Origin of the sequence: Paenibacillus sp. RC21 (assembly GCF_044907935.1) — a bacterium.
GTDB classification, from domain to species: Bacteria; Bacillota; Bacilli; order Paenibacillales; family Paenibacillaceae; genus Paenibacillus; species Paenibacillus terrae_A.
Map to the genome: position 1 here is coordinate 365,225 of NZ_JBIYCS010000003.1, position 19,959 is coordinate 385,183.

Here is a 19,959-nt window from a genome sequence, read left to right on the forward strand (position 1 = left end):
TAGAACTAATTAGATTCATCAGTAGATCCGACGTGTTTTTCAAGTCAAGCTATTGCATAATTATTGAAAAGCATTCGCATTCGGCGGACCGTACCGCCTTGAATACGTCACATGTTTTGTCCCCCAATCCTCGTAGTTGTTCTTTGAGTTACCTCTTGTTGCCACTGTCTTCTATTCGGCCGCCTGTATTTCAGGCCAGCATGACTTTATAACAGAAAGGTTGCGTTCCATGAGACAGACAGGTTTACCACCCAAACAGGGATTATACGATCCCCAATTCGAAAAAGACGCCTGCGGCATGGGCTTTGTTGCCCACATCAAGGGAAAACCATCGCACGATATCGTAAGTCAGGCTTTGACCATGCTCGTAAATATGGAGCACCGGGGCGGTCAGGGAAGTGAACCGAACTCCGGTGACGGAGCGGGAATCATGATTCAGGTACCGCATCTGTTTTTTCAAGAGGAAGCGGAGCGACTGGGCTTCAAGCTGCCAAAGGCCGGACATTACGGCGTGGGTATGCTTTTTGTATCCAATGATCCGAAGGTTCGTGAAGTTCATGAGCAGAAGCTGAGAGATATTATCGTAGATGAGGGCCAGAATTGTCTGGGCTTCCGTGATGTTCCGACTTATGACGAAATGCTGGGCAAATCGGCGAAAGCGGCCAAACCGGGCGTACGTCAGGTGTTTATCGGTCGAAGCAGCGATTTGAAGGAAGAGCTGGACTTTGAACGGAAACTGTATGTTATTCGCAAACGGGCGGAGCTTGCCATTCGCTATAACGAAGAGGACCAGAACCGTGAGTCGTTTTATATCCCGAGTTTGTCATGCCGAAAAGTTGTATACAAGGGTATGCTTACAACCGAGCAGGTAGGCAAATTTTATCTGGATTTGCAGGAAGAGCGGGTGACTTCGGCAATCGCGCTGATCCATTCCCGTTTCAGTACGAATACATTCCCGAGCTGGGATCGCGCGCATCCTTATCGTTTTATGATTCACAACGGTGAAATTAACACGATGCGCGGTAACGTGAACTGGATGCATGCACGTCAGGCCCAGTTTGAAAGTGAAGCGTTTGGCGAAGATATCGGCAAGGTAAAACCGGTCATTAACCCGGATGGTTCAGATACAGCCATGTTTGATAATACACTGGAATTTCTGTATTTGAGTGGACGTTCCCTTCCTCATGTAGCCATGATGATGGTGCCGGAGCCTTGGAACAAACACGAGACGATGGACCCGAAGAAACGGGCATTTTATGAGTATCACAGCACGATGATGGAGCCTTGGGATGGACCGGCTGCGATGGCGTTTACGGACGGTGTTCAGATCGGGGCGATTCTGGATCGCAACGGCCTGCGTCCTGCGCGTTACTATGTGACCAAGGATGACCTGATCGCATTGTCTTCAGAAGCAGGTGTACTGGATATCGCTCCTGAAAATGTACTTTACAAGGATCGTCTTCGTCCGGGACGGATGCTACTGGTCGATACCCAGGAGGGCCGCATCATTTCTGACGAAGAGTTGAAGGAGCGTATCGCTTCCGAGGAACCTTATCAGGAATGGCTGGATGAGCATCTGGTCAATCTGGATGAGCTGCCGGAAGCTCTGGAGCAGCCGGAGCCGAAGCATGAGAATGTAAACCAGCTTCAGCTGGCTTTTGGCTATACGTTTGAAGAACTGCGCAAGATTCTGGAGCCGATGGCGCTCACAGGTGCGGAACCGATTGGCTCGATGGGATATGATGCTCCATTGGCGGTGCTGTCTGACCGTCCGCAACGTTTGTACAACTATTTTAAACAAATGTTTGCGCAAGTCACGAATCCGCCGATTGATGCCATTCGGGAAGAGATTGTAACGTCCACGGCAACTACGATTGGACCTGAGCGCAATTTGCTGCATCCTGAACCGGAAAGCTGTCGTCAGATTCGTCTGGATTCACCGGTGCTGTCGAATGAGGAATTTGCCAAAATTCGTCATGTACACCGTCCAGGCTTCAAGTCGATGACGATTCCGATCTTCTTTGAAGCGAAGGAAGGCGCAGAAGGCTTGCGTAAGGCACTCGAAGGACTGTTTGAGGCGGCTGACCGTGTCATTGACAAGGGTCATAACATCCTGATTCTGTCCGACCGTGGAGTGGATGCAGAGAATGCGGCCATTCCGGCGTTGCTGGCTGTCTCCAGCCTGCATCACCACTTGATCAAGCAGGGTACACGTACACGTGTAAGTATTTTGCTGGAGTCCGGAGAGCCGAGAGATATTCATCATTACGCGGTGCTGCTTGGTTACGGCGTGAGTGCGGTTAATCCGTATCTGGCTTTCGAAACGCTGGATGTCATGATTCAGCAGGGCTTGCTGCGCGGTGTCTCGCATGAAAAAGCAATTAAAAATTATATTAAAGCGGCCACTAAGGGTGTCGTTAAAATATTGTCCAAAATGGGTATTTCCACGATTCAGTCGTACCGTGGAGCACAAATTTTTGAGGCTGTAGGTCTCAAACAGGATTTCGTTGATCGTTACTTCACCTGGACACCTTCCCGCATTGGCGGTATCGGTCTGGAGGAAGTCACGGTGGAGGCACTGGCTCACCACAATCGTGCTTTTACTGACAAGGACGGCAACGACAAAGTGCTGGATTCAGGCGGCGAATATCAATGGCGTAACGATGGGGAAGAGCATTTGTTTAATCCGCAAACGATACATTTGCTCCAGCAGTCGGTTCGCTCGGGAGACTACAAGCTGTACAAGAAATACGCCAAGCTGGTTCAGGGTGAAACTGAACAGCATTTGACGATCCGCTCCATGCTTCAGTTGAAGCCTGCGGGTGAACCTGTGCCACTGGAAGAAGTGGAATCCGCTGCATCGATTATGCGTCGTTTTAAGACGGGAGCTATGTCCTTCGGCTCAATCAGTCAGGAAGCGCATGAGGATATGGCGATTGCGATGAACCGTATCGGCGGCAAGAGCAACACTGGTGAAGGTGGGGAAAACCCTGCACGTTTCATTCCGGATGCCAATGGCGATTCTCGCCGCAGCTCGATCAAGCAGGTGGCATCAGGCCGATTTGGTGTAACGTCGAATTATTTGGTGAACGCCGACGAAATTCAGATTAAAATGGCGCAAGGCGCGAAGCCGGGCGAAGGCGGACAGCTGCCAGGACGCAAGGTGTATCCTTGGGTGGCTGAGGTGCGTGGTTCTACGCCGGGCGTGGGACTGATTTCGCCGCCGCCACATCACGATATTTATTCTATCGAGGATTTGGCAGAGCTGATCTACGATCTCAAAAACGCCAATCCGCGTGCTGACATTAACGTGAAGCTGGTGTCGGAGGTAGGCGTAGGTACGATTGCAACAGGAGTGGCTAAAGGCCGCGCTGACATTATTCTGGTCAGCGGCTATGACGGGGGTACAGGCGCTTCTCCGCAAGGCTCCATCCGCCATGCGGGTATGCCTTGGGAGCTGGGTCTGGCCGAAACGCATCAGACGCTGATGCTGAACAATCTGCGCGACCGCGTGGTGCTGGAGACAGACGGCAAGATGCTGTCTGGCCGCGATTTGGTGGTAGCTGCTCTGCTGGGCGCGGAAGAATACGGCTTCTCTACAGCGCCGCTTGTGGCGTTGGGCTGTATTATGATGCGGGTTTGCCAAATGGACACCTGTCCGGTTGGTGTGGCTACACAGAATCCGGAGCTGCGCAAAAATTATATGGGTGATCCTGCCCATGTGGTGAATTTTATGCGTTTCATCGCAGAAGATGTCCGCGAAATTATGGCGGAGCTGGGCTTCCGCACGATTCAGGAAATGATCGGACGTACGGACTGTCTGGATACCGTAAACGCCGATTCGCACTGGAAGAAGAAAGGCGTCGATCTGAGCTTGCTGCTGCATGTTCCTGAGTTGGAAGACGGTAGTGTACGTTACCGCGTACAACGCCAAAACCACGGGCTGGAAGAAACGCTCGATATGCAGAGGCTCGTACCGATGGCTGCTGGGGCGTTGGAGAACGGAACAGCTGTAGAGGCTACCATGCCTATAACGAACGTGAATCGGGCCGTAGGTACGATTCTGGGCAGCGAGGTCACCCGCAAGTACGGAGCGGAGGGCTTGCCTGAGGATACGATTCGCTTTAACTTCATCGGATCAGCAGGTCAGAGCTTCGGGGCTTTTATTCCTAAAGGCATCACGCTGAGCGTTGAAGGCGACAGCAATGACTATGTAGGTAAAGGGCTATCCGGTGGTAAGGTTATTGTGAAGAAATCTCACAAAGCGACCTTTAAGGCAGAAGAGAACATTATTATCGGAAATACGGCTTTGTATGGAGCGACCAGCGGGGAAGCTTATATTAGCGGAATTGCAGGGGAGCGCTTTGCCGTTCGGAACTCCGGCGCACGTATCGTCGTCGAGGGTGTCGGCGATCATGGCTGTGAGTATATGACAGGCGGACGTGTAGCTGTACTGGGCGAGACTGGACGGAATTTTGGAGCCGGGATGTCTGGAGGTATTGCATACGTCTATGACCCTCAGGGGACGTTTCTGAGCCGTTGTAACCTGGAAATGGTGCTGCTGGAAGGCGTGGAAGCCCCCGCGGAAGCAGCGGATCTGCGTGGTCTGATTCAGCGCCATGTCACGTACACAGGCAGCGAAGCGGGACAACGTATTTTGGATGACTGGCAGACTGCGATTCAGCAGTTTGTACGGGTGATTCCAAAGGATTACAAGCGTATGGTTGAACAGATACAAAAAGAAGAGGCAACCGGTTTGAGCGGGGATGAGGCTCTGCTGGCTGCATTTGAAGCCAATATGCGTGAACTGGCGCGTGCCGGAGGTTAATATAGCCCCTCACAAAATTCACTAAAAAAGGACTTGCTGAATACCGTTGTTAAGATCACGGTGATACCAGCAAGTCCCTTTTTTAGTTCTTTAGAAAATGTGATTTATGTCCTTGACAAACGTTATAGTTTCTGACATTACCCTCAAAATGTTTTCCTGAAACGGTAAATATGTTATAAAAAGTGTCATTTTTTTTGGAATGTAACCGTTTACGTTAGAGTTTATGTCTTGTTATTTATTTTTGGATTGGTTATGATTTTTTTAGAGTACACAAGCAAATCTAATATGCCCATCGTCACTTCAAAACACAGAATAGGGTGACAGGATGAAGTTGAAGAAGTCAGCAGAAGACCAAATGATTTTTTTGTACCGGTATGTATCACTATCTTTAACGTCGCTTGTTTTTCTGTTTGAATCATCCAGATTAATCGCGTGGCAGAAGTTATTACTTATTGTGTTTCTATTTTTATCTGTTACATTATTTACGTGGATTTACCGCAAGTACAGACTTCATGATATGGTTTTGAAATGTTGCATTGCTCTGGAAACCGCAGGGATCATTTTGTTGCTGCTCCCGACAGGAGGGATGGACAGTCCGTTCAAATGGTATGTGATTACCCCTATGTTGGTGGCTTGTGCTCACCTTTCTATGAGGTACAGTTGGACGCTCCTTCTTTCTTATATCGGCTTGGTACTCACATTTTGTTATATCTTTTTTACACCAGGTCAATATTTTTTGTGGGATATGGTGTTACAAAATGCGAATTTATTTCTGGTGCTGATTGTGACCACGATGGCCATGCAGGTGATCGGTGTCATGAAGAATGAGTTGAAGATGGCGAAGGAGCAAGCTAATGAGACGATGGAACATATCAAGTCGATTTACCACATCATGGAGACGACTAGCCACAACGAGGCATTGAATCTGGGGCAGGTCATCTCGGACTACACGGTTAAGCTGACAAAGCAGAGCCGCGCGTTTTTCTGGTTGGACAGTCAGGAGGAGGATGCGCCGGAAAGCAGTCAGACAGGTTGGACGGTGGAGGAAGAGGAACAGCTATTCGAGGAACTGGGGAATTATCGTGAGGAATTCAGGGAAGAGCGGGAGCCGTTTTTCAGGCATCTGCCGGAATGGGGCGATTTTCTCATGATCACGGTACCGATGACGACTCGTTTTGTAGCGACCATCGGACTCAAGCTGGGCCCGGATCAAAGTCTGACGGGAAGACGCTGGCTCGTGCAGCAACTGATATTCCTCGCTGAACTGAGCGCCGTGTTTTTGGAGCGCTATGAGCTGGAGCGTATCGAAAATCAGTTGATTGTGACAAATGAGCAGAACCGGATTGCGAATGAAATGCATGATAATGTATCACAAAGTCTTTTTGGCATTGTGTACGCGACGCATTCACTTCGGCAGACATGGCATGATCAGTCGAAGGAGCAGGTGGAGGAACAAATTGAGCTGATTCAGCAATCCGCTAATCAGGCAGTGAGAGAGCTAAAAGGGGCCATTCATAGCTTAAGCTCGAAAAAGAGCGGGGGTCCGACTTGGTTAGGAACAGTGAAAAGCCATCTGCATACGCTGTCCAAGCTGAATCATGTACAGATTGATTTTGATATTCATGGGGATCATTTTTCACTGCCGTACTTGTATCAAAAGGCTTTGTTTCGTATCATATCCGAAGCCGCAGGTAACGCAATCCGGCATGGGTTGGCGAAGCGGATTGATGTGAAGTTAAAATTGACGCCCCAAGTGATTAAATTGTCTATTCATGACGACGGAGTAGGGTTCGAGACGGCGAGAATGGTTGCAGGAGGTGAGGTGGTCAGTGCAGGCAGCGGCCTGGGCATGATGAATATGGAATATTTAGCTCAATCGATGGGAGGTGAATTTGATATTTCAAGTCGAATCGGAGAGGGAACACAGATCCGATTGTCCATTCCAGTAAACGCTTATGAATAAAGATGTGTGAACATCCTGCAATACAAAATCTGCGGTAACAATCGGATACATAGGGATTATGCAAATCCTGAACTGTAGACAGGAGGCCGAATCATGAAAATTGTCATTGTCGATGATCATCCTTTAGTACGGAAAGGACTCGCTGCGGTTATATCCATGCAGCCCAATGTTCAGTTTGCGGGAGAGGCCCAGAATCAACAGGAAGCACTTGTGGTTATCGAGGAAACGGATCCAGACCTGGTGCTGCTGGACTTGAAACTTGCCGACGAATCAGGCCTGGATATTATCAAAATAGCACGCGGACGCGGGTTCAAAAGCAAATTTATTTTGCTGACATCCTCGGCCACACGAGAAGACTTCCTGAAAGCGGAGGAAGCTTCTGTGGACGGCTACGTACTCAAGGAGGCTTTGCCTGAGGAACTAATTTACGCGATTCATCTTGTCAACAAAGGACGCAAATATTATGATCCTGCTATTCTGGAGAACAAGCTGCGGGAGGATGCGGGCAATCTGACAGACGACCTGACACCGAAGGAAAAGGAAGTATTGGTCGAGCTGGGACAGGGAGCCTGCAACCGCGAAATTGCATCCCGGTTATTCATCAGCGAATTTACGGTCAAAAAGCATGTCAGTCAGATTTTGGCCAAGCTGCGGCTGGCGGATCGTACGCAGGCAGCGTTGTATGCCAATGCGATTGGTCTGGCGAAGTACGAGCCAAGAACATCTAGCGTGTGATACGCTGAAGGCAATGGCGATGGAAAGCATGTCCGACTGGACAGTGCGCCCAAGTAGCTTTCCAGTTCAGTTTATATAGCGAGTAACAGAAGAAGCCTCAAAATCACCAGCCTCGGTGGTTTTGGGGCTTTTTTTCGATTTATTTTTCCATAATCAACAAAGACTGGTACAAAAGTATACCATGTCGTAGCCAAAAGTATACAATCTCATCCCCCTGTAGTGATGGAGAAAGTGCCGTCCGGTTCCATGTCGTTCCCACAGCAGCTTGTTACAATTAGATCATACTTAAAATAAGAAGAGAAATTGTATGGGAGGGAGGATTTTTGTGGAGAAAACCATTTTGGATTATCTGGTCCTAATCAAAAAAAGATTGTGGCTGATTGCGATTTTTGTCATTCTCTCATGCGTAACGACTTACTTTGTGAGCGACAATGTCGTGAAGCCGGTCTATTCCGCATCAAGTCAGCTGCTGGTTAACCATATTTCCGGTAAGCAGGGGAGCAACAATCTGAACGACGTCAACACAAGTCTTAATTTGGTGGAAAGCTACAAGCAAATTCTCACTTCACCCAAAATTATGGAGGCTGTCGTAACGACCCATCCCGAATTCGGCTTGACGCAGCAAAAGCTGGCAGAAAAGCTACAGGTCAAAACCTCGGATAAAAGTCAGGTCATCGGCTTGACGTTTGAGGCAGGGAGTTATCCACAGGCCGCCGCTGTTGTCAACGCGGTAACCCAGAAATTCGTGCAGACGGTTCCGGGACTGATGGAATTGAATAATGTGAAAATCTTGAATGAGGCGGACCCGCGGGCCAATCCTGACCCGACCAATGGAAATCCGCTCATGAATATTGCGATTAGCTTTCTCGTATCGCTGATGATTGCGCTGGGCACGATTGTGTTTCTGGAAAGCATCAACGGTACGCTGCGCACGGAAAAAGAGGCAGATGCGGACATCGGTATTCCGGTGATTGCATCCATCCCGGTCATTCGCAAGAAGGACATCGACGGCGCAGCCGGAAATTCCAAAGAACGGGTAGGGGAGCGTAAATATGCTGCGATTGAATGACATGTTGATTACAGAAAGCAATCCTTCATCGTATGTCTCGGAATCATTCCGATCCCTCCGTACATACATCCGGCAGCAGGTCATCGGGCAGACGGACCGCGGGACGGTTCTGCTGCTGACCTCGCCAGAGAGCGGAGCAGGCAAAACAACGCTGCTCGCCAACATCGGCGTTTCCTTTGCACAAGAAGGCAAGAAGGTGGCTCTGGTGGATTGCAATCTCCATACACCAGCGTTGCACGAGATATTCGGTTTGGAGAATACCGGAGGTTTATCGGCTTATTTGCACGGTGGAGCTTCTTCCAAGTCCATCGTCAGGCATGGCGTGCCAGAGCTGTCTATTATTCCCGGCGGAGACATCTTGTACAACGCAGCTGACTTGCTCGGCAGTGAACGCATGGTGGAGCTGCTGGAAGAGCTAAAACGCGAATATGACATCATACTGCTCGACTCGGCTCCGGCGCTGAACTACACGGATGCCCGGCTGGTCGCAAGCTTGACGGATGGTGTGATTCTCGTCGCCAGACACGCCCGGACCAAACGGGAAGATTTACGCAAAACAAAGCAACTCATGGATCAGGCCGGTGCGACACTGGTTGGAATTGTGATGAATCAGGTGAAGTAAGCAACACCAAAATTCGATGAAGCAAGGAGAATGAGTGCGATGACGAAAAGAGTGAAAAAGGCCATTATTCCAGCAGCAGGGTTGGGTACGCGCTTCCTACCTGCGACCAAAGCAATGCCTAAGGAAATGCTTCCGATTATCAATAAGCCCACAATTCAATATATCGTGGAAGAAGCAATTGCTTCCGGTATTGAGGACATTATTATCGTAACGGGCAAAGGCAAGCGTGCTATTGAGGATCACTTTGACAACGCATTTGAGCTGGAATCGAAACTGCTGGAGGACGGCAAGCTGAAGCTTCTGGAAGAGGTACAGCGTTCTTCGGGAGTAGAAATTCACTACATTCGCCAGAAAGAACCCAAAGGTTTGGGACATGCGGTATGGTGCGCAAGACGCTTTATCGGGGACGAGCCGTTTGGCGTACTGCTGGGTGATGATATCGTAACAGGTCAGAAGCCTTGCCTGCGTCAGCTGATGGATCAGTATGAGGAAACTCAAAATTCCGTCATCGGTGTACAGCGGGTACCGCAGGAATTCACGAATCGCTACGGCATCATTGAACCGGATCAACAGGACGGACGTCTGTATCGGGTAAATAATTTTATAGAGAAACCGGCTCCAGGCACAGCGCCTTCCGATCTGGCTATTATGGGCCGTTATGTATTCTCACCAAAAATTTTCAAGTATCTCGATCTTCAGGAAAAAGGGGCGGGCGGCGAAATTCAGTTGACCGATGCCATCCAAAAGCTGAATCAAAGCGAGCGCGTGTACGCCTATGACTTTGAAGGAACACGTTATGACGTGGGCGAGCGTCTTGGTTATATTTTGACCACACTTGAATTTGCACTCGCTAGCGATGATTTGAAGTATCCGGTTATAGAGGCCATGCACGAGTGGCTGAAAAAGACCGAGAAAGCAACCACGGCAGGTTGAGAGGGGGTACGTCAGCATGAGCATGGAAAATTTACCGGAGGACGGCGAGGCTGTCATGTCAGGTAAAGCGTTTTACATGCCATACGGAAATACACAAATTCAGGATAAAACGTCTTACCTGGTAACCAAGCGATTGCTCGACATGTTGCTGTCTTTCGTGGGTTTGATCGTATTACTGCCGCTTTTTATCGTGGTGGGTGTTTTGATCAAGCTCGAAGATCCGAAGGGAAGCGTGTTTTTCAAGCAAATTCGGGTGGGCAAGAACGAGAAGCTATTCAACATGTATAAATTCCGTTCGATGGTGTCCAATGCCGAGGAGCTGAAAAAAGATTTGATGGAGCTGAATGAAGTGAGCGGCGCCATGTTCAAAATTAAAAACGATCCGCGGATTACGAAGATTGGCAGTTTTTTGCGCAAGACGAGTATTGATGAGATTCCGCAGCTGTGGAATGTGCTGGTCGGGGACATGACGTTAGTGGGTCCGCGTCCGCCATTGCCGAGCGAGGTTGAGCAATACTCCGATTATGACAAGCAACGCCTGATTGTCACACCGGGATGTACCGGCTACTGGCAGGTGAGCGCACGTAACAGTGTAGGCTTCGAAGAAATGGTGCAAATGGATTTGAAGTATATTCATGTTCGCAATACGTGGCTCGATCTGAAAATCATCATGAAAACAGGCATTAAAATGCTGTTCTCCAAGGATGCTTACTGATGGATGCATTCAAGCGGTGTCCCGCAGTGTCCGTCGTTATTTGCACCTATAACCGGGCGGACCTGCTGGAAAAAACGCTAATGTCCCTGCTGGAGCTGAACGACCTTGCGCTGGCTGAGATCATTGTGGTCGATAATCGCTCCACCGATCATACGGCGGCGACGATCAAAAGATTTAGTGCCGCACACGGTCAGGATATTCATCTCCGGTATCATTATGAGCGCGAGCAAGGATTATCAGCTGCTCGTAATGCGGGCATTACGTTATCGAGGGCAGAAGTCATTGCTTTTCTGGATGATGATGCGATCCCGTGTGTTTCATGGCTGCAAACGATTATGTCGACCTTCGGGAACAACCCCGAGCTGACGGCCATGGGCGGGAAGATAGATCCTTTGTTTGAAACGGAACGACCGGGTTGGCTGACAGGGCCGCTTGAGCTGCCTTACACGATTATTGACTTGGGAAAAGCCATCCGCGAATATCCGGCGGGACTGAATCCGTTCGGAGCGAATATGGCCATGCGCAAAACGGCTTTTGCTGCCGTGATGTTCCCGCTCCATTTGGGAAGAAAGGGAGATATCCTCTTATCTGGTGAAGAATCGTGGGTATTCGAGCAGATTCGTAAAAATGGCGGAACGATCATGTATCATCCTCACATGGCTGTGAAGCATTTTGTTCCGGCTGCACGGTTGACGAAGGAATGGATCATGAATCGTTACTACTGTCAGGGCATGTCTCACGCTGTTCAGGCCGCAGGCCTGCGCGGCAACGTGATGCTGATGGCGAAGACGGCAGCCAAATGGCTATACAACACGGTGGACTCCCTGCTGGCACGTACTGAGGGCAGAAAGCTGTTGAACCGGTGCAGATTTGAAAGTATACGGGGAACCCTGGATACGCTGCGCAACCGGAAAAGCGAGTCAGCTGCGGGGTGAAGATTGATCATGAGCAACTATCCTTGGACTTCGAGAATAAACACAATACAGCATGTTTTCATTTTTCTTCTGGGCGCTCTTGCTGTAGGGGTTGCGGCTACTTATCAGCCGGTGGCCAGCATTGCGGCGGTATGCTTACTGCTTCTGCTGGCCGTTTCTATCCATCATCCGGAGCGCATCAGCTATGCAGTTCTGCTGAGCACGGCGGTATCGGTGGATTCCTTGTATCAGGGTGGCGTATTCGGTATCGAGATTTTGTCATTATACAAATTGGGCATTTTGGCCTTGCTGGTACCGTGCATGCTCGTTTACGGCATACGCCTCAAATTTAGCTATCCGATCTGGGCATTGGTGATCATGCTGGGGATTACATTTGGATTTTCAGCATGGCTGCCTACGCTGACGACCTCAATTGCAGTGAAGGCGTTCGTCGGACTATCGCTGCCCTTCTTTTTTTTACTGATCCAGTGGAAGAAGGAGGTGGCGGAAAAGCATATCCGGTTGATCAGCCTGCTGCCGATCATTAGTGTGGTCGTTGGACTCGGTTTACAGGTCGTAGGGCTGCATTCGTTTACCGATGTGGAATTTACGGGAGCGGTGAGAGTACAGGGGGCGAACATTCCGCCGCATCTGGCGATGCTCTCCTTTCTCGGGATTGCCGTCTCGCTGATTGAGGTCAAACGCAAGCCGCAGCAAGCTGCCTTTTATTATACGGTGCTGGCGCTGAACTTTTTGATTCTGATTGCCACCGGTACACGCGGCCCGATTCTGGCACTGTTGCTAATGTTTGCAGTGTATCTGTTCGATATCGCCAGGCAGTATCTCAAGGGGAAAGCCAATTATTTGCTACCGCTGGCCGGATCGTTTTTGATTGCTCTGGGGGCGGTGGCCCTGCAATGGAACAATTTAAAAAAACGCTCCTTCGAGCGGGAGACCGATACGGGAATTGATCTGTCGGGACGCTCGGAGGCATGGGAATATTTCTTGAACAGAGTACAGGATTATCCGTGGTCAGGCAGGGGTCTTGGCGCGGTGACGGTTGCGAACGACGGGACGTTATTCAAAGGCTTTGTCGTGCCGCATAACGAGTATATACGCTTTTATTTTGACACGGGATATATCGGTTGCGGGTTATTGATGCTTTCATTGCTGGTCGTGTTCGTTCTCATTTACCGGTCGCTTGCCAAGCCAATCAAACCTTATTTTGCAAGCTTGATTGCGGGCTTTCTGATTTATTCGTTTTCAGATAACACGTTGTCGACGGTTCAGATGATTATTCCATTTTGCTGGTATTTGAACGCTTTATACCAGACATCTACTCAAACCGATTTTCGCAAAGAGAAGTGATACGATGAGCAGAGTGAACATGTTCGATGTCAACTTTGATAATTATGATTTTAACGATCTACTCGAATTTATAGATACTTCTATTGAGCATCAGCGTCATTCCTACATTTTGACCTGTAATGTCGATCATGTGATCAAGCTTCGCAAGGATGATGAATTCCGCAAGGTATATTCCGATGCAGGAGCTGTGGTGGCCGATGGAATGCCAATTATATGGGCGTCCAGGTTGCTGAAAAAGCCCCTCAAGCAAAAGGTGTCAGGCTCCGATCTGTTCACCCGGCTGGGGGAGGCTTTTGAGGATCGAGGCTATCGGTTGTTTTTTCTGGGTGCGGCGGACGGTATTCCTGAGAAGGCGATGGTCAATCTTCAGGAGTCGTACCCAAACATGAATGTAGTGGGTTGTTACTCTCCTTCCTATGGCTTTGAGAAAAATGAGGAAGAGAACAGACACATTGTCCAATTGCTGCAAGAGGCCCGCCCGGACATCGTTTTTGTCGGCGTAGGCGCACCTAAACAGGAAAAATGGATTTACAGATATTACGAGACATATCGCGCTCCGATTTCGATAGGGGTAGGAGCTACGTTTGATTTTCTGTCGGGAAATGTGAAACGTGCACCGGAGCTGATGCAGAAGACGGGATTTGAATGGTTTTGGCGGTTGTCTCAGGAGCCTAAACGTTTGTGGAAAAGATACTTGATTGAGGATTCCCAGTTTCTCGTTCTGCTGTTTAAGGAAATGTTCAAGCGGAACCGGGTGAAGGGAGGTCAGGGGTGAGAAATATGACTCGGCTGGCAGATCAGCAGGTTTCCGTTTGGTTAGGAAATCGGCGTGGAATCGGCATGATCGGCATGGGAGTGCTGGCTTGTATGCTGCCACTCGCCATCGGATTTGTCAGCGCTAAGATGAATCCCACCATGAGCCAGCAGGGAGCCATATTGCTGGCACTCGTTTTTCCGGCCTTTTTGCTGGCGATCATCCAATCGCGGATGCTGATTCCGTACACACTGATGGTGTGGGCAGTAGGACCGGAAATCCGGCGCATTGCAGACTGGCTGGAGGGAACGTATCACTCGGTGTCCTTATTGAGCTTGGCACCGTTGCTGGTCAGCAGCATGTTGATTATTCCTGTGCTGCGTGGCATTCATCAGGCGGAAAAGCCATTAACCCGAATTGCTGTGTTTTTTGGTATTGAACTGGCCTACGGAAGTGCGGTCGGCTTGTTCAAAAATGGTATCGTTTTTGCTTATGATTTGGCCAACTATGTGATTCCTTTGCTACTGCTGCCTTATTTTGCGATTAAGCCCATGAAAGCGAAGGAGCTGGACCGTCTGCTGCATTCATATGCCAACATTGCCGTTCTCGTGGCGATTTACGGCATTATTCAGTATTTGACGGTGCCTCCATGGGATGCGTTTTGGATGAATAACGTAGAGATGAATTCCATTGGTATACCAGAGCCGCTTCAAATCAGAGTTTTCTCATTGATGAACTCGCCTGGTCCCTGCGCTATTTTCCTGGCAATGGCGCTCGTACCCATGATGATGGAAAAACGGTGGCGCGGCACATTGGGATGGATCGGGGTCCTGCTGACGGTCGTTTGTCTTTTGATCACGCTGGTACGTTCGGCTTGGCTGATTGCATTCGTTATGCTGCTGGCATATATCCTCACTTCATCCTCCAAGGGAAAGTGGAAAACCTTGTTTCAACTTGCTGTCGTTGGCCTCCTTCTCTACATCATTGTTCCGAAGCTGCCGGGAGCAGAAGGTCTCGTGGCCCGCATGCAAACGTTGACGGATATTCAACAGGATCATTCGTACAATGAACGCCTGGATCTGTTGCATACGATGCTTCCGGCCATTGTCGGTAATCCGGTGGGGCAGGGGATCGGGAGTGTAGGAATTGGAACCAAGCTAGATAACGGCGGCGATCTCGGTGAACTTGGGATTATGGATAATGGCTATATTGCCATTTTTCTCACCTTCGGTATTTTCGGAGCGTTCTTTTTCTTCGGTGGTCTGTTCGTTATCGTCAAGCGCCTCCTTGTGCGCATTGCCGAGCGAGATTCCAGCCAGCCTTATATCAGACTGGCGTTGGCTACGTGGGCCGGAGCTGTAGCCAGTCTCATATCGGATAACGGTTTTCCCGGTATGCGCGGCTATCTGATCTGGATGATGATCGGCATAGGACTGTGGGCGAAAGATGTCATCGTGGAAAGAAGGTAAAGGCTGTGCAAAACTTACAAACATTATCCGCACCTGTCCGGACACTATGGTCCACGGTGGTTCGCTTTGCCAAGAGCAAGGATAGCAGCTCGGCAGCAGTCAAAACGATGATATTCAGCATGCTGATTCTCGTCGTAAACATGCTGACTGGCGTGCTGACGGCCCGATTCTTGGGCCCTACCGGACGCGGGGAACAGACCGCGATGGTGAACTGGTCCCAATTTCTTGCCTTCTGCATGAGCTTCGGTGTCCCGTCCGCGTTGATTTACAATGCGAAAAGGAACCCGGAGGAAACAGGCAAGCTGTACGGCCTCGCCTTGCTACTGGCGACGATGTTCGGGGGCTTGGCGACACTTATCGGCGTGTTCCTGATTCCTTATTGGCTGCGCTCCTTTTCTTCATCGGTCATCCTGTTCGCCCAATGCTCCATGATGATGTGTCCGCTTATCGCGATCTCACAGATCAATAATGCATTGCTTCAGGTCCGGTCGGAATACAAGCAGTACAATTTGTTTCGGTATCTTGTGCCGCTGAGTACGCTGCTGGGTCTGGCGATCCTGATCCTGACGGGTCAAATGAATCCGTACACCTCAGCCCTGGCCTATTTGCTGCCAGGTTTGCCGATTTATATCGGTGTCACGATTCGAATGGTTCGGCTGTACAAACCGAAGGTGAAGAACAGCTGGACGCAATTCAAAAATCTCTTTACCTACGGCATGGGCTCATACGGCAATGATCTCATGGGGCAGGTTTCTACTTACATTGATCAGATCCTGATTGCGGGTCTGCTCAGACCGGCTGATCTCGGCTTATATGCGGTAGCGGTCAGCCTGGCCCGGATGGTGAATGTATTTTCAACCTCGATTATCGTCGTGCTCTTTCCCAAGGCCTCCGGGTTAAACAAGGAGGACGCGGTTGCAATAACATTCCGGGCATTTCGGGTGACTTCAACAGCAACGATTCTGGCTGCCACGATGCTGATGCTGATTGCTCCGTTCGTATTTACATTGCTATATGGTCAGGAGTTTAAACAAGCGCTTACGGTATTCCGGTTACTGGTGCTTGAGGTTGCTATCAGCGGAGGAACCATGGTGCTGGCACAGCAATTCATGGCGCTGGGTAAGCCCAAGCTGGTTACCATCCTACAGGGTGTCGGATTGGCGCTCGTCATACCATTGCTGTCTATACTCGTTCCGAGATACGGCTTGACGGGTGCAGGGATAGCAATGCTGTCTTCGGGGATTCTACGGTTCGGTTTCATTTTATGTAATGTTAAATTCGTTCTGAAAATGAAAATTCCGAGACTGCTTATTTCCAAACAAGATATTCAATGGCTCCGATCAACGATGTCACACTACATCCGGAAAAAGCCAGTTAACGGTTAGATAAAGAAGGAGGCACCCCCTAATGAACCACATGTCTAGCGTTCCCGCGGACAACCGGATATCCGTAGTTATTATCGCTCAGGATGATGGCACTCGAATCACAGCCGCCATTAAATCCTGCAAGCCCTTTGCGGACGATATCGTCGTCATTGACGGAGGGAGCAAGGACAATACGATTCAGGTAGCTGAATCATTGGGCTGTCGGGTGTTTTCCAACCCATGGCCCGGTTATGCGAAGCAGCGCATGTTTGGTGTTGAAAAAGCCGAATTTGATTGGATTTTCCTGATTGATACGGACGAGGTTGTAGATGCGGAGCTTCTTGGAGATTTGTTGAAGGTCAAGGAAACACTCCATGATCCGGCCAAAGCATATTCTGTGTTTCGAATTGGTGATTTTCTGGGCAAATGGATGAACAAAGGCGAGCATTTGGTTCGTCTGTACAATCGGCGTATTTACGGCATTACGAATAGTCTTGTTCATGAAATGCCGGATGTAGCCTCTTCCCAGATCATTAAACTGGAGGGTGTGTTATGGCACTACGGCTTCCGCAGTATCAGTGATCATATGACCCGTTTTAACAAGTATACGGACCTCGAAGCTGAGACGGCCTTTAACAAAGGCAGATCCTTTCGGATTTCCAGGCTGTTGTTGCGACCTCCGGCCCGCTTTGTGCAGAAGTATTTTGTCCAAGGCTTATACCGCAAGGGATTGGCAGGTTTTGCAGTAGCGGTCTTTTGGGTAATGTACGAGTTTCTGGTCTGCTTCAAGCATTATGAGCTGACGAAGCGGCGAAAAAAAATAGAGATTGTGGAAGACGGACAGACCGAGCAGAAAGGAGAAACCAGCTATGTCGTACAATAACGGATTTCGCATTGCAGCAACAGGGCTTAGCTGGCCGTCCCTGCAGCCCGGCGGATTAAACACGTACTTCAAATCCATCTGTGAGCAACTGGCGGAGCAAAATACGCTGGATGCTTTAATCTGTAGCGATGAGAAGCCGCAAGTACCTGAAAATATCCGAATTCATTCAATTGGCAGCAAGCAGCAATCCATCTGGAAGCGTCGAGAGCTGATGCAAAAATATGCAGCAACGCTGTTCGACAAGCAGCCGATAGATGTGCTCTACTCCCATTTTGCCCCCTATGGTGTCGGCCCGGCGCTGGAGGCGAAAAAACGGGGAATTCCGGTAGTCACCACCTTCCACGGCCCATGGACGGAGGAAATGAAGATTGAAGGGCAAGGCCTCAAGCATCTGCTGAAAACAACGTTGGCCAAATCCATTGAAATGAAGGCTTATGGTCTGGCGGACAAATTTGTAGTGCTGAGCGAAACCTTTCGGGATATTCTGCATGAGCATTATAAGGTTCCACTCAGCAAAATCCATATCATTCCCGGTGCGGCGAATGTAGAGAGGTTCCATCCGGCAGAGGATCGGGGGATGGTGCGGGAACGGCTGAATTTGCCACAGAATGCGACGATTGTGCTGACCGTCCGTCGTCTTGTTAACCGAATGGGACTGCTACAGCTGCTGGAAGCATGGCGGCGGGTAACCGAGCGTCATCCTGATCATCTGCTGCTGATTGGGGGGAAGGGACCTCTGATGGAGGAACTGGCTTCCAAGGTGGCAGAATACAATCTTCATAATCATGTGAGATTGCTTGGATATGTATCGGATGAGGAACTCCCCCTGTATCATCAGGCATCGAATATGTTCGTTGTGCCGACACAGGCACTGGAGGGCTTCGGCCTGATTACGGTGGAGGCGATGGCCTCGGGGTTGCCAGTGATGGCGACTCCTGTAGGCGGCAACAGGGAAATTTTAAGTGGATTCCGTCCGGAGCTGTTGTTCCGGGGAACGGACAGCGAAGCCATTGCGGAAGGACTGCTGCGTGTGCTGGATAACCGCGAAGCCCTTCCCAACGCACGGGAATGCAGGGACCATGTCCTGAGCAAATATACGTGGGGACATGTGGCGGAGCAGGTGGAAGATGTGTTCCGGCAGGTCCTTGACAGAAAGGCGGCTGCAAAATGCTGAGAATAGCTTATATCGACCACACGGCAAGATGGAGCGGTGGCGAAGTTGCGTTGTATAACATACTGACGAACATCGGGGAACATATCGACCCGCTCGTGATTTTGGCGGAGGAAGGCGATTTGGCCGATCGTCTTCGGCAGCGCAACATTGATGTACGTATCGTTCCACTGGATGATTCCATTCGCAATCGGGGGCGGAATGCCATCAATCTGGGTGCGCCTGCGGCAGCCTACCGACTGTTGGCTTATGGGAAAAAGCTTGCGCCTTTGCTGCGCGAGGAAAAGGTCGTGTGTGTTCACACGAACTCGCTCAAGTCAGCGTTCTACGGCGCCGTAGCCGCGAAGTCAGCGAAGGTGCCGTTGATCTGGCATATCCGTGACCATATCGGTCCGCCGTACCTGAAGCCGATTGTGGCCAAAGGCATACGGCTGATGTCCCGCTTTTTGCCCAACGGCGTCATTGCCAATTCCAAGTCCACGCTGAGTGCGCTGGAGCTGCCCCCGGACAAAAAGACGCTCGTCGTCTACTCGGCATTTGCCAAAGCGATTACAGCCCGTGATGCGACTGCAAATTCACGTGACGATGACTCGTTTAACGTCGTGTTGGTCGGTAGACTGGCAGAGTGGAAGGGACAGCACATTTTACTGGAAGCGGCGCGCTGTTTTTTACCGGATAAGCGTGTGAAATTTTGGCTGGCTGGAGATGCGCTCTTCGGCGAAGAGGAATACAAACGCCGTCTGGAATCCACGATGCGCGAATACGGATTAGACAACGTCAATTTACTTGGACACGTCGATGACATTCAGGGCTTGATGCAGCGTTGTGATCTGCTGATTCACACCTCCATCACACCGGAGCCGTTCGGGCAGGTCATTATTGAAGGCATGGCCGCAGGGCTGCCGGTGATTGCTTCGAATGAGGGTGGACCCAGGGAAACCGTCGTACCGAACGAAACCGGGCTACTTATTGAACCGGGTGATCCGGCCAAGCTGGAAGAAGCCATCCGCTGGATGCTGGAGCATCCACAGGAACGTCAGCAAATGGGCGATAAAGGGATGGAACGGGTCAAGAAGCATTTTGTTATCGAGAACACGGTTAAGGATATAGTTCATTACTATAAGGGTTTGTTGGCAGGAGTCTGACCGACATTCGCGTTAAAGGATGATTC

General features: G+C 50.0%; 15 protein-coding genes. All 15 read left to right on the forward strand.

The genetic code is table 11. The features are described from left to right. Positions 1-229 precede the first annotated feature (229 nt). The 15 genes from gltB to ABIA61_RS11485 all read left to right on the forward strand — a co-directional run bounded on the left by gltB (position 230) and on the right by ABIA61_RS11485 (position 19,933). The gene (gltB, locus tag ABIA61_RS11415; RefSeq protein ID WP_404580747.1) at positions 230-4,828 is read left to right on the forward strand and encodes a glutamate synthase large subunit; all 4,599 of its coding nucleotides are present in this window, start codon (positions 230-232) and stop codon (positions 4,826-4,828) included. A 325-nt stretch (positions 4,829-5,153) separates the two neighbouring features. Next, positions 5,154-6,791: a sensor histidine kinase gene (locus tag ABIA61_RS11420; RefSeq protein ID WP_404580748.1), complete on the forward strand. Its 1,638-nt coding sequence runs from the start codon at positions 5,154-5,156 to the stop codon at positions 6,789-6,791. Between the two features lie 93 nt (positions 6,792-6,884). Then, entirely contained in the window at positions 6,885-7,526 is a 642-nt protein-coding gene (locus ABIA61_RS11425; protein ID WP_404520331.1) for a response regulator, read from the forward strand. 325 nt (positions 7,527-7,851) lie between these two features. Beyond that, positions 7,852-8,595: a YveK family protein gene (locus ABIA61_RS11430; protein ID WP_200893390.1), complete on the forward strand. Its 744-nt coding sequence runs from the start codon at positions 7,852-7,854 to the stop codon at positions 8,593-8,595. After that, on the forward strand, positions 8,579-9,217 hold the full coding sequence (locus tag ABIA61_RS11435; protein ID WP_283654954.1) for a CpsD/CapB family tyrosine-protein kinase: 639 nt from the start codon (positions 8,579-8,581) through the stop codon (positions 9,215-9,217). The genes ABIA61_RS11430 and ABIA61_RS11435 overlap by 17 nt, the downstream gene beginning before the upstream one ends. A 39-nt stretch (positions 9,218-9,256) precedes the next feature. After that, a complete protein-coding gene (gene galU / locus ABIA61_RS11440; RefSeq protein ID WP_014280252.1) occupies positions 9,257-10,150 on the forward strand; it encodes a UTP--glucose-1-phosphate uridylyltransferase GalU in 894 nt (297 codons plus the stop codon). 16 nt (positions 10,151-10,166) lie between these two features. Then, positions 10,167-10,865, forward strand: a complete 699-nt coding sequence (locus ABIA61_RS11445) for a sugar transferase (RefSeq protein ID WP_025685121.1) — start codon at positions 10,167-10,169, stop codon at positions 10,863-10,865. After that, positions 10,865-11,800 (forward strand): glycosyltransferase, encoded by a 936-nt coding sequence (locus tag ABIA61_RS11450; protein ID WP_404520328.1) that lies wholly within the window; start codon positions 10,865-10,867, stop codon positions 11,798-11,800. Before ABIA61_RS11445 ends, ABIA61_RS11450 begins: the two co-directional genes overlap by 1 nt. 9 nt (positions 11,801-11,809) lie before the next feature. Then, the gene (locus ABIA61_RS11455) at positions 11,810-13,147 is read left to right on the forward strand and encodes an O-antigen ligase family protein (RefSeq protein ID WP_404580749.1); all 1,338 of its coding nucleotides are present in this window, start codon (positions 11,810-11,812) and stop codon (positions 13,145-13,147) included. A 4-nt stretch (positions 13,148-13,151) separates the two neighbouring features. Then, on the forward strand, positions 13,152-13,922 hold the full coding sequence (locus ABIA61_RS11460; protein ID WP_283654958.1) for a WecB/TagA/CpsF family glycosyltransferase: 771 nt from the start codon (positions 13,152-13,154) through the stop codon (positions 13,920-13,922). 5 nt (positions 13,923-13,927) lie between these two features. Next, on the forward strand, positions 13,928-15,370 hold the full coding sequence (locus ABIA61_RS11465) for an O-antigen ligase family protein (RefSeq protein ID WP_404580849.1): 1,443 nt from the start codon (positions 13,928-13,930) through the stop codon (positions 15,368-15,370). Between the two features lie 5 nt (positions 15,371-15,375). Beyond that, complete coding sequence (locus ABIA61_RS11470; RefSeq protein ID WP_283654959.1) at positions 15,376-16,755, forward strand: lipopolysaccharide biosynthesis protein; 1,380 nt, start codon at positions 15,376-15,378, stop codon at positions 16,753-16,755. A gap of 22 nt (positions 16,756-16,777) precedes the next feature. After that, the gene (locus ABIA61_RS11475; RefSeq protein ID WP_283654960.1) at positions 16,778-17,617 is read left to right on the forward strand and encodes a glycosyltransferase family 2 protein; all 840 of its coding nucleotides are present in this window, start codon (positions 16,778-16,780) and stop codon (positions 17,615-17,617) included. Further along, positions 17,604-18,791 (forward strand): glycosyltransferase family 4 protein, encoded by a 1,188-nt coding sequence (locus ABIA61_RS11480; RefSeq protein ID WP_283654961.1) that lies wholly within the window; start codon positions 17,604-17,606, stop codon positions 18,789-18,791. The genes ABIA61_RS11475 and ABIA61_RS11480 overlap by 14 nt, the downstream gene beginning before the upstream one ends. Further along, on the forward strand, positions 18,785-19,933 hold the full coding sequence (locus ABIA61_RS11485) for a glycosyltransferase family 4 protein (RefSeq protein WP_404580750.1): 1,149 nt from the start codon (positions 18,785-18,787) through the stop codon (positions 19,931-19,933). Before ABIA61_RS11480 ends, ABIA61_RS11485 begins: the two co-directional genes overlap by 7 nt. Positions 19,934-19,959: the final 26 nt, after the last annotated feature.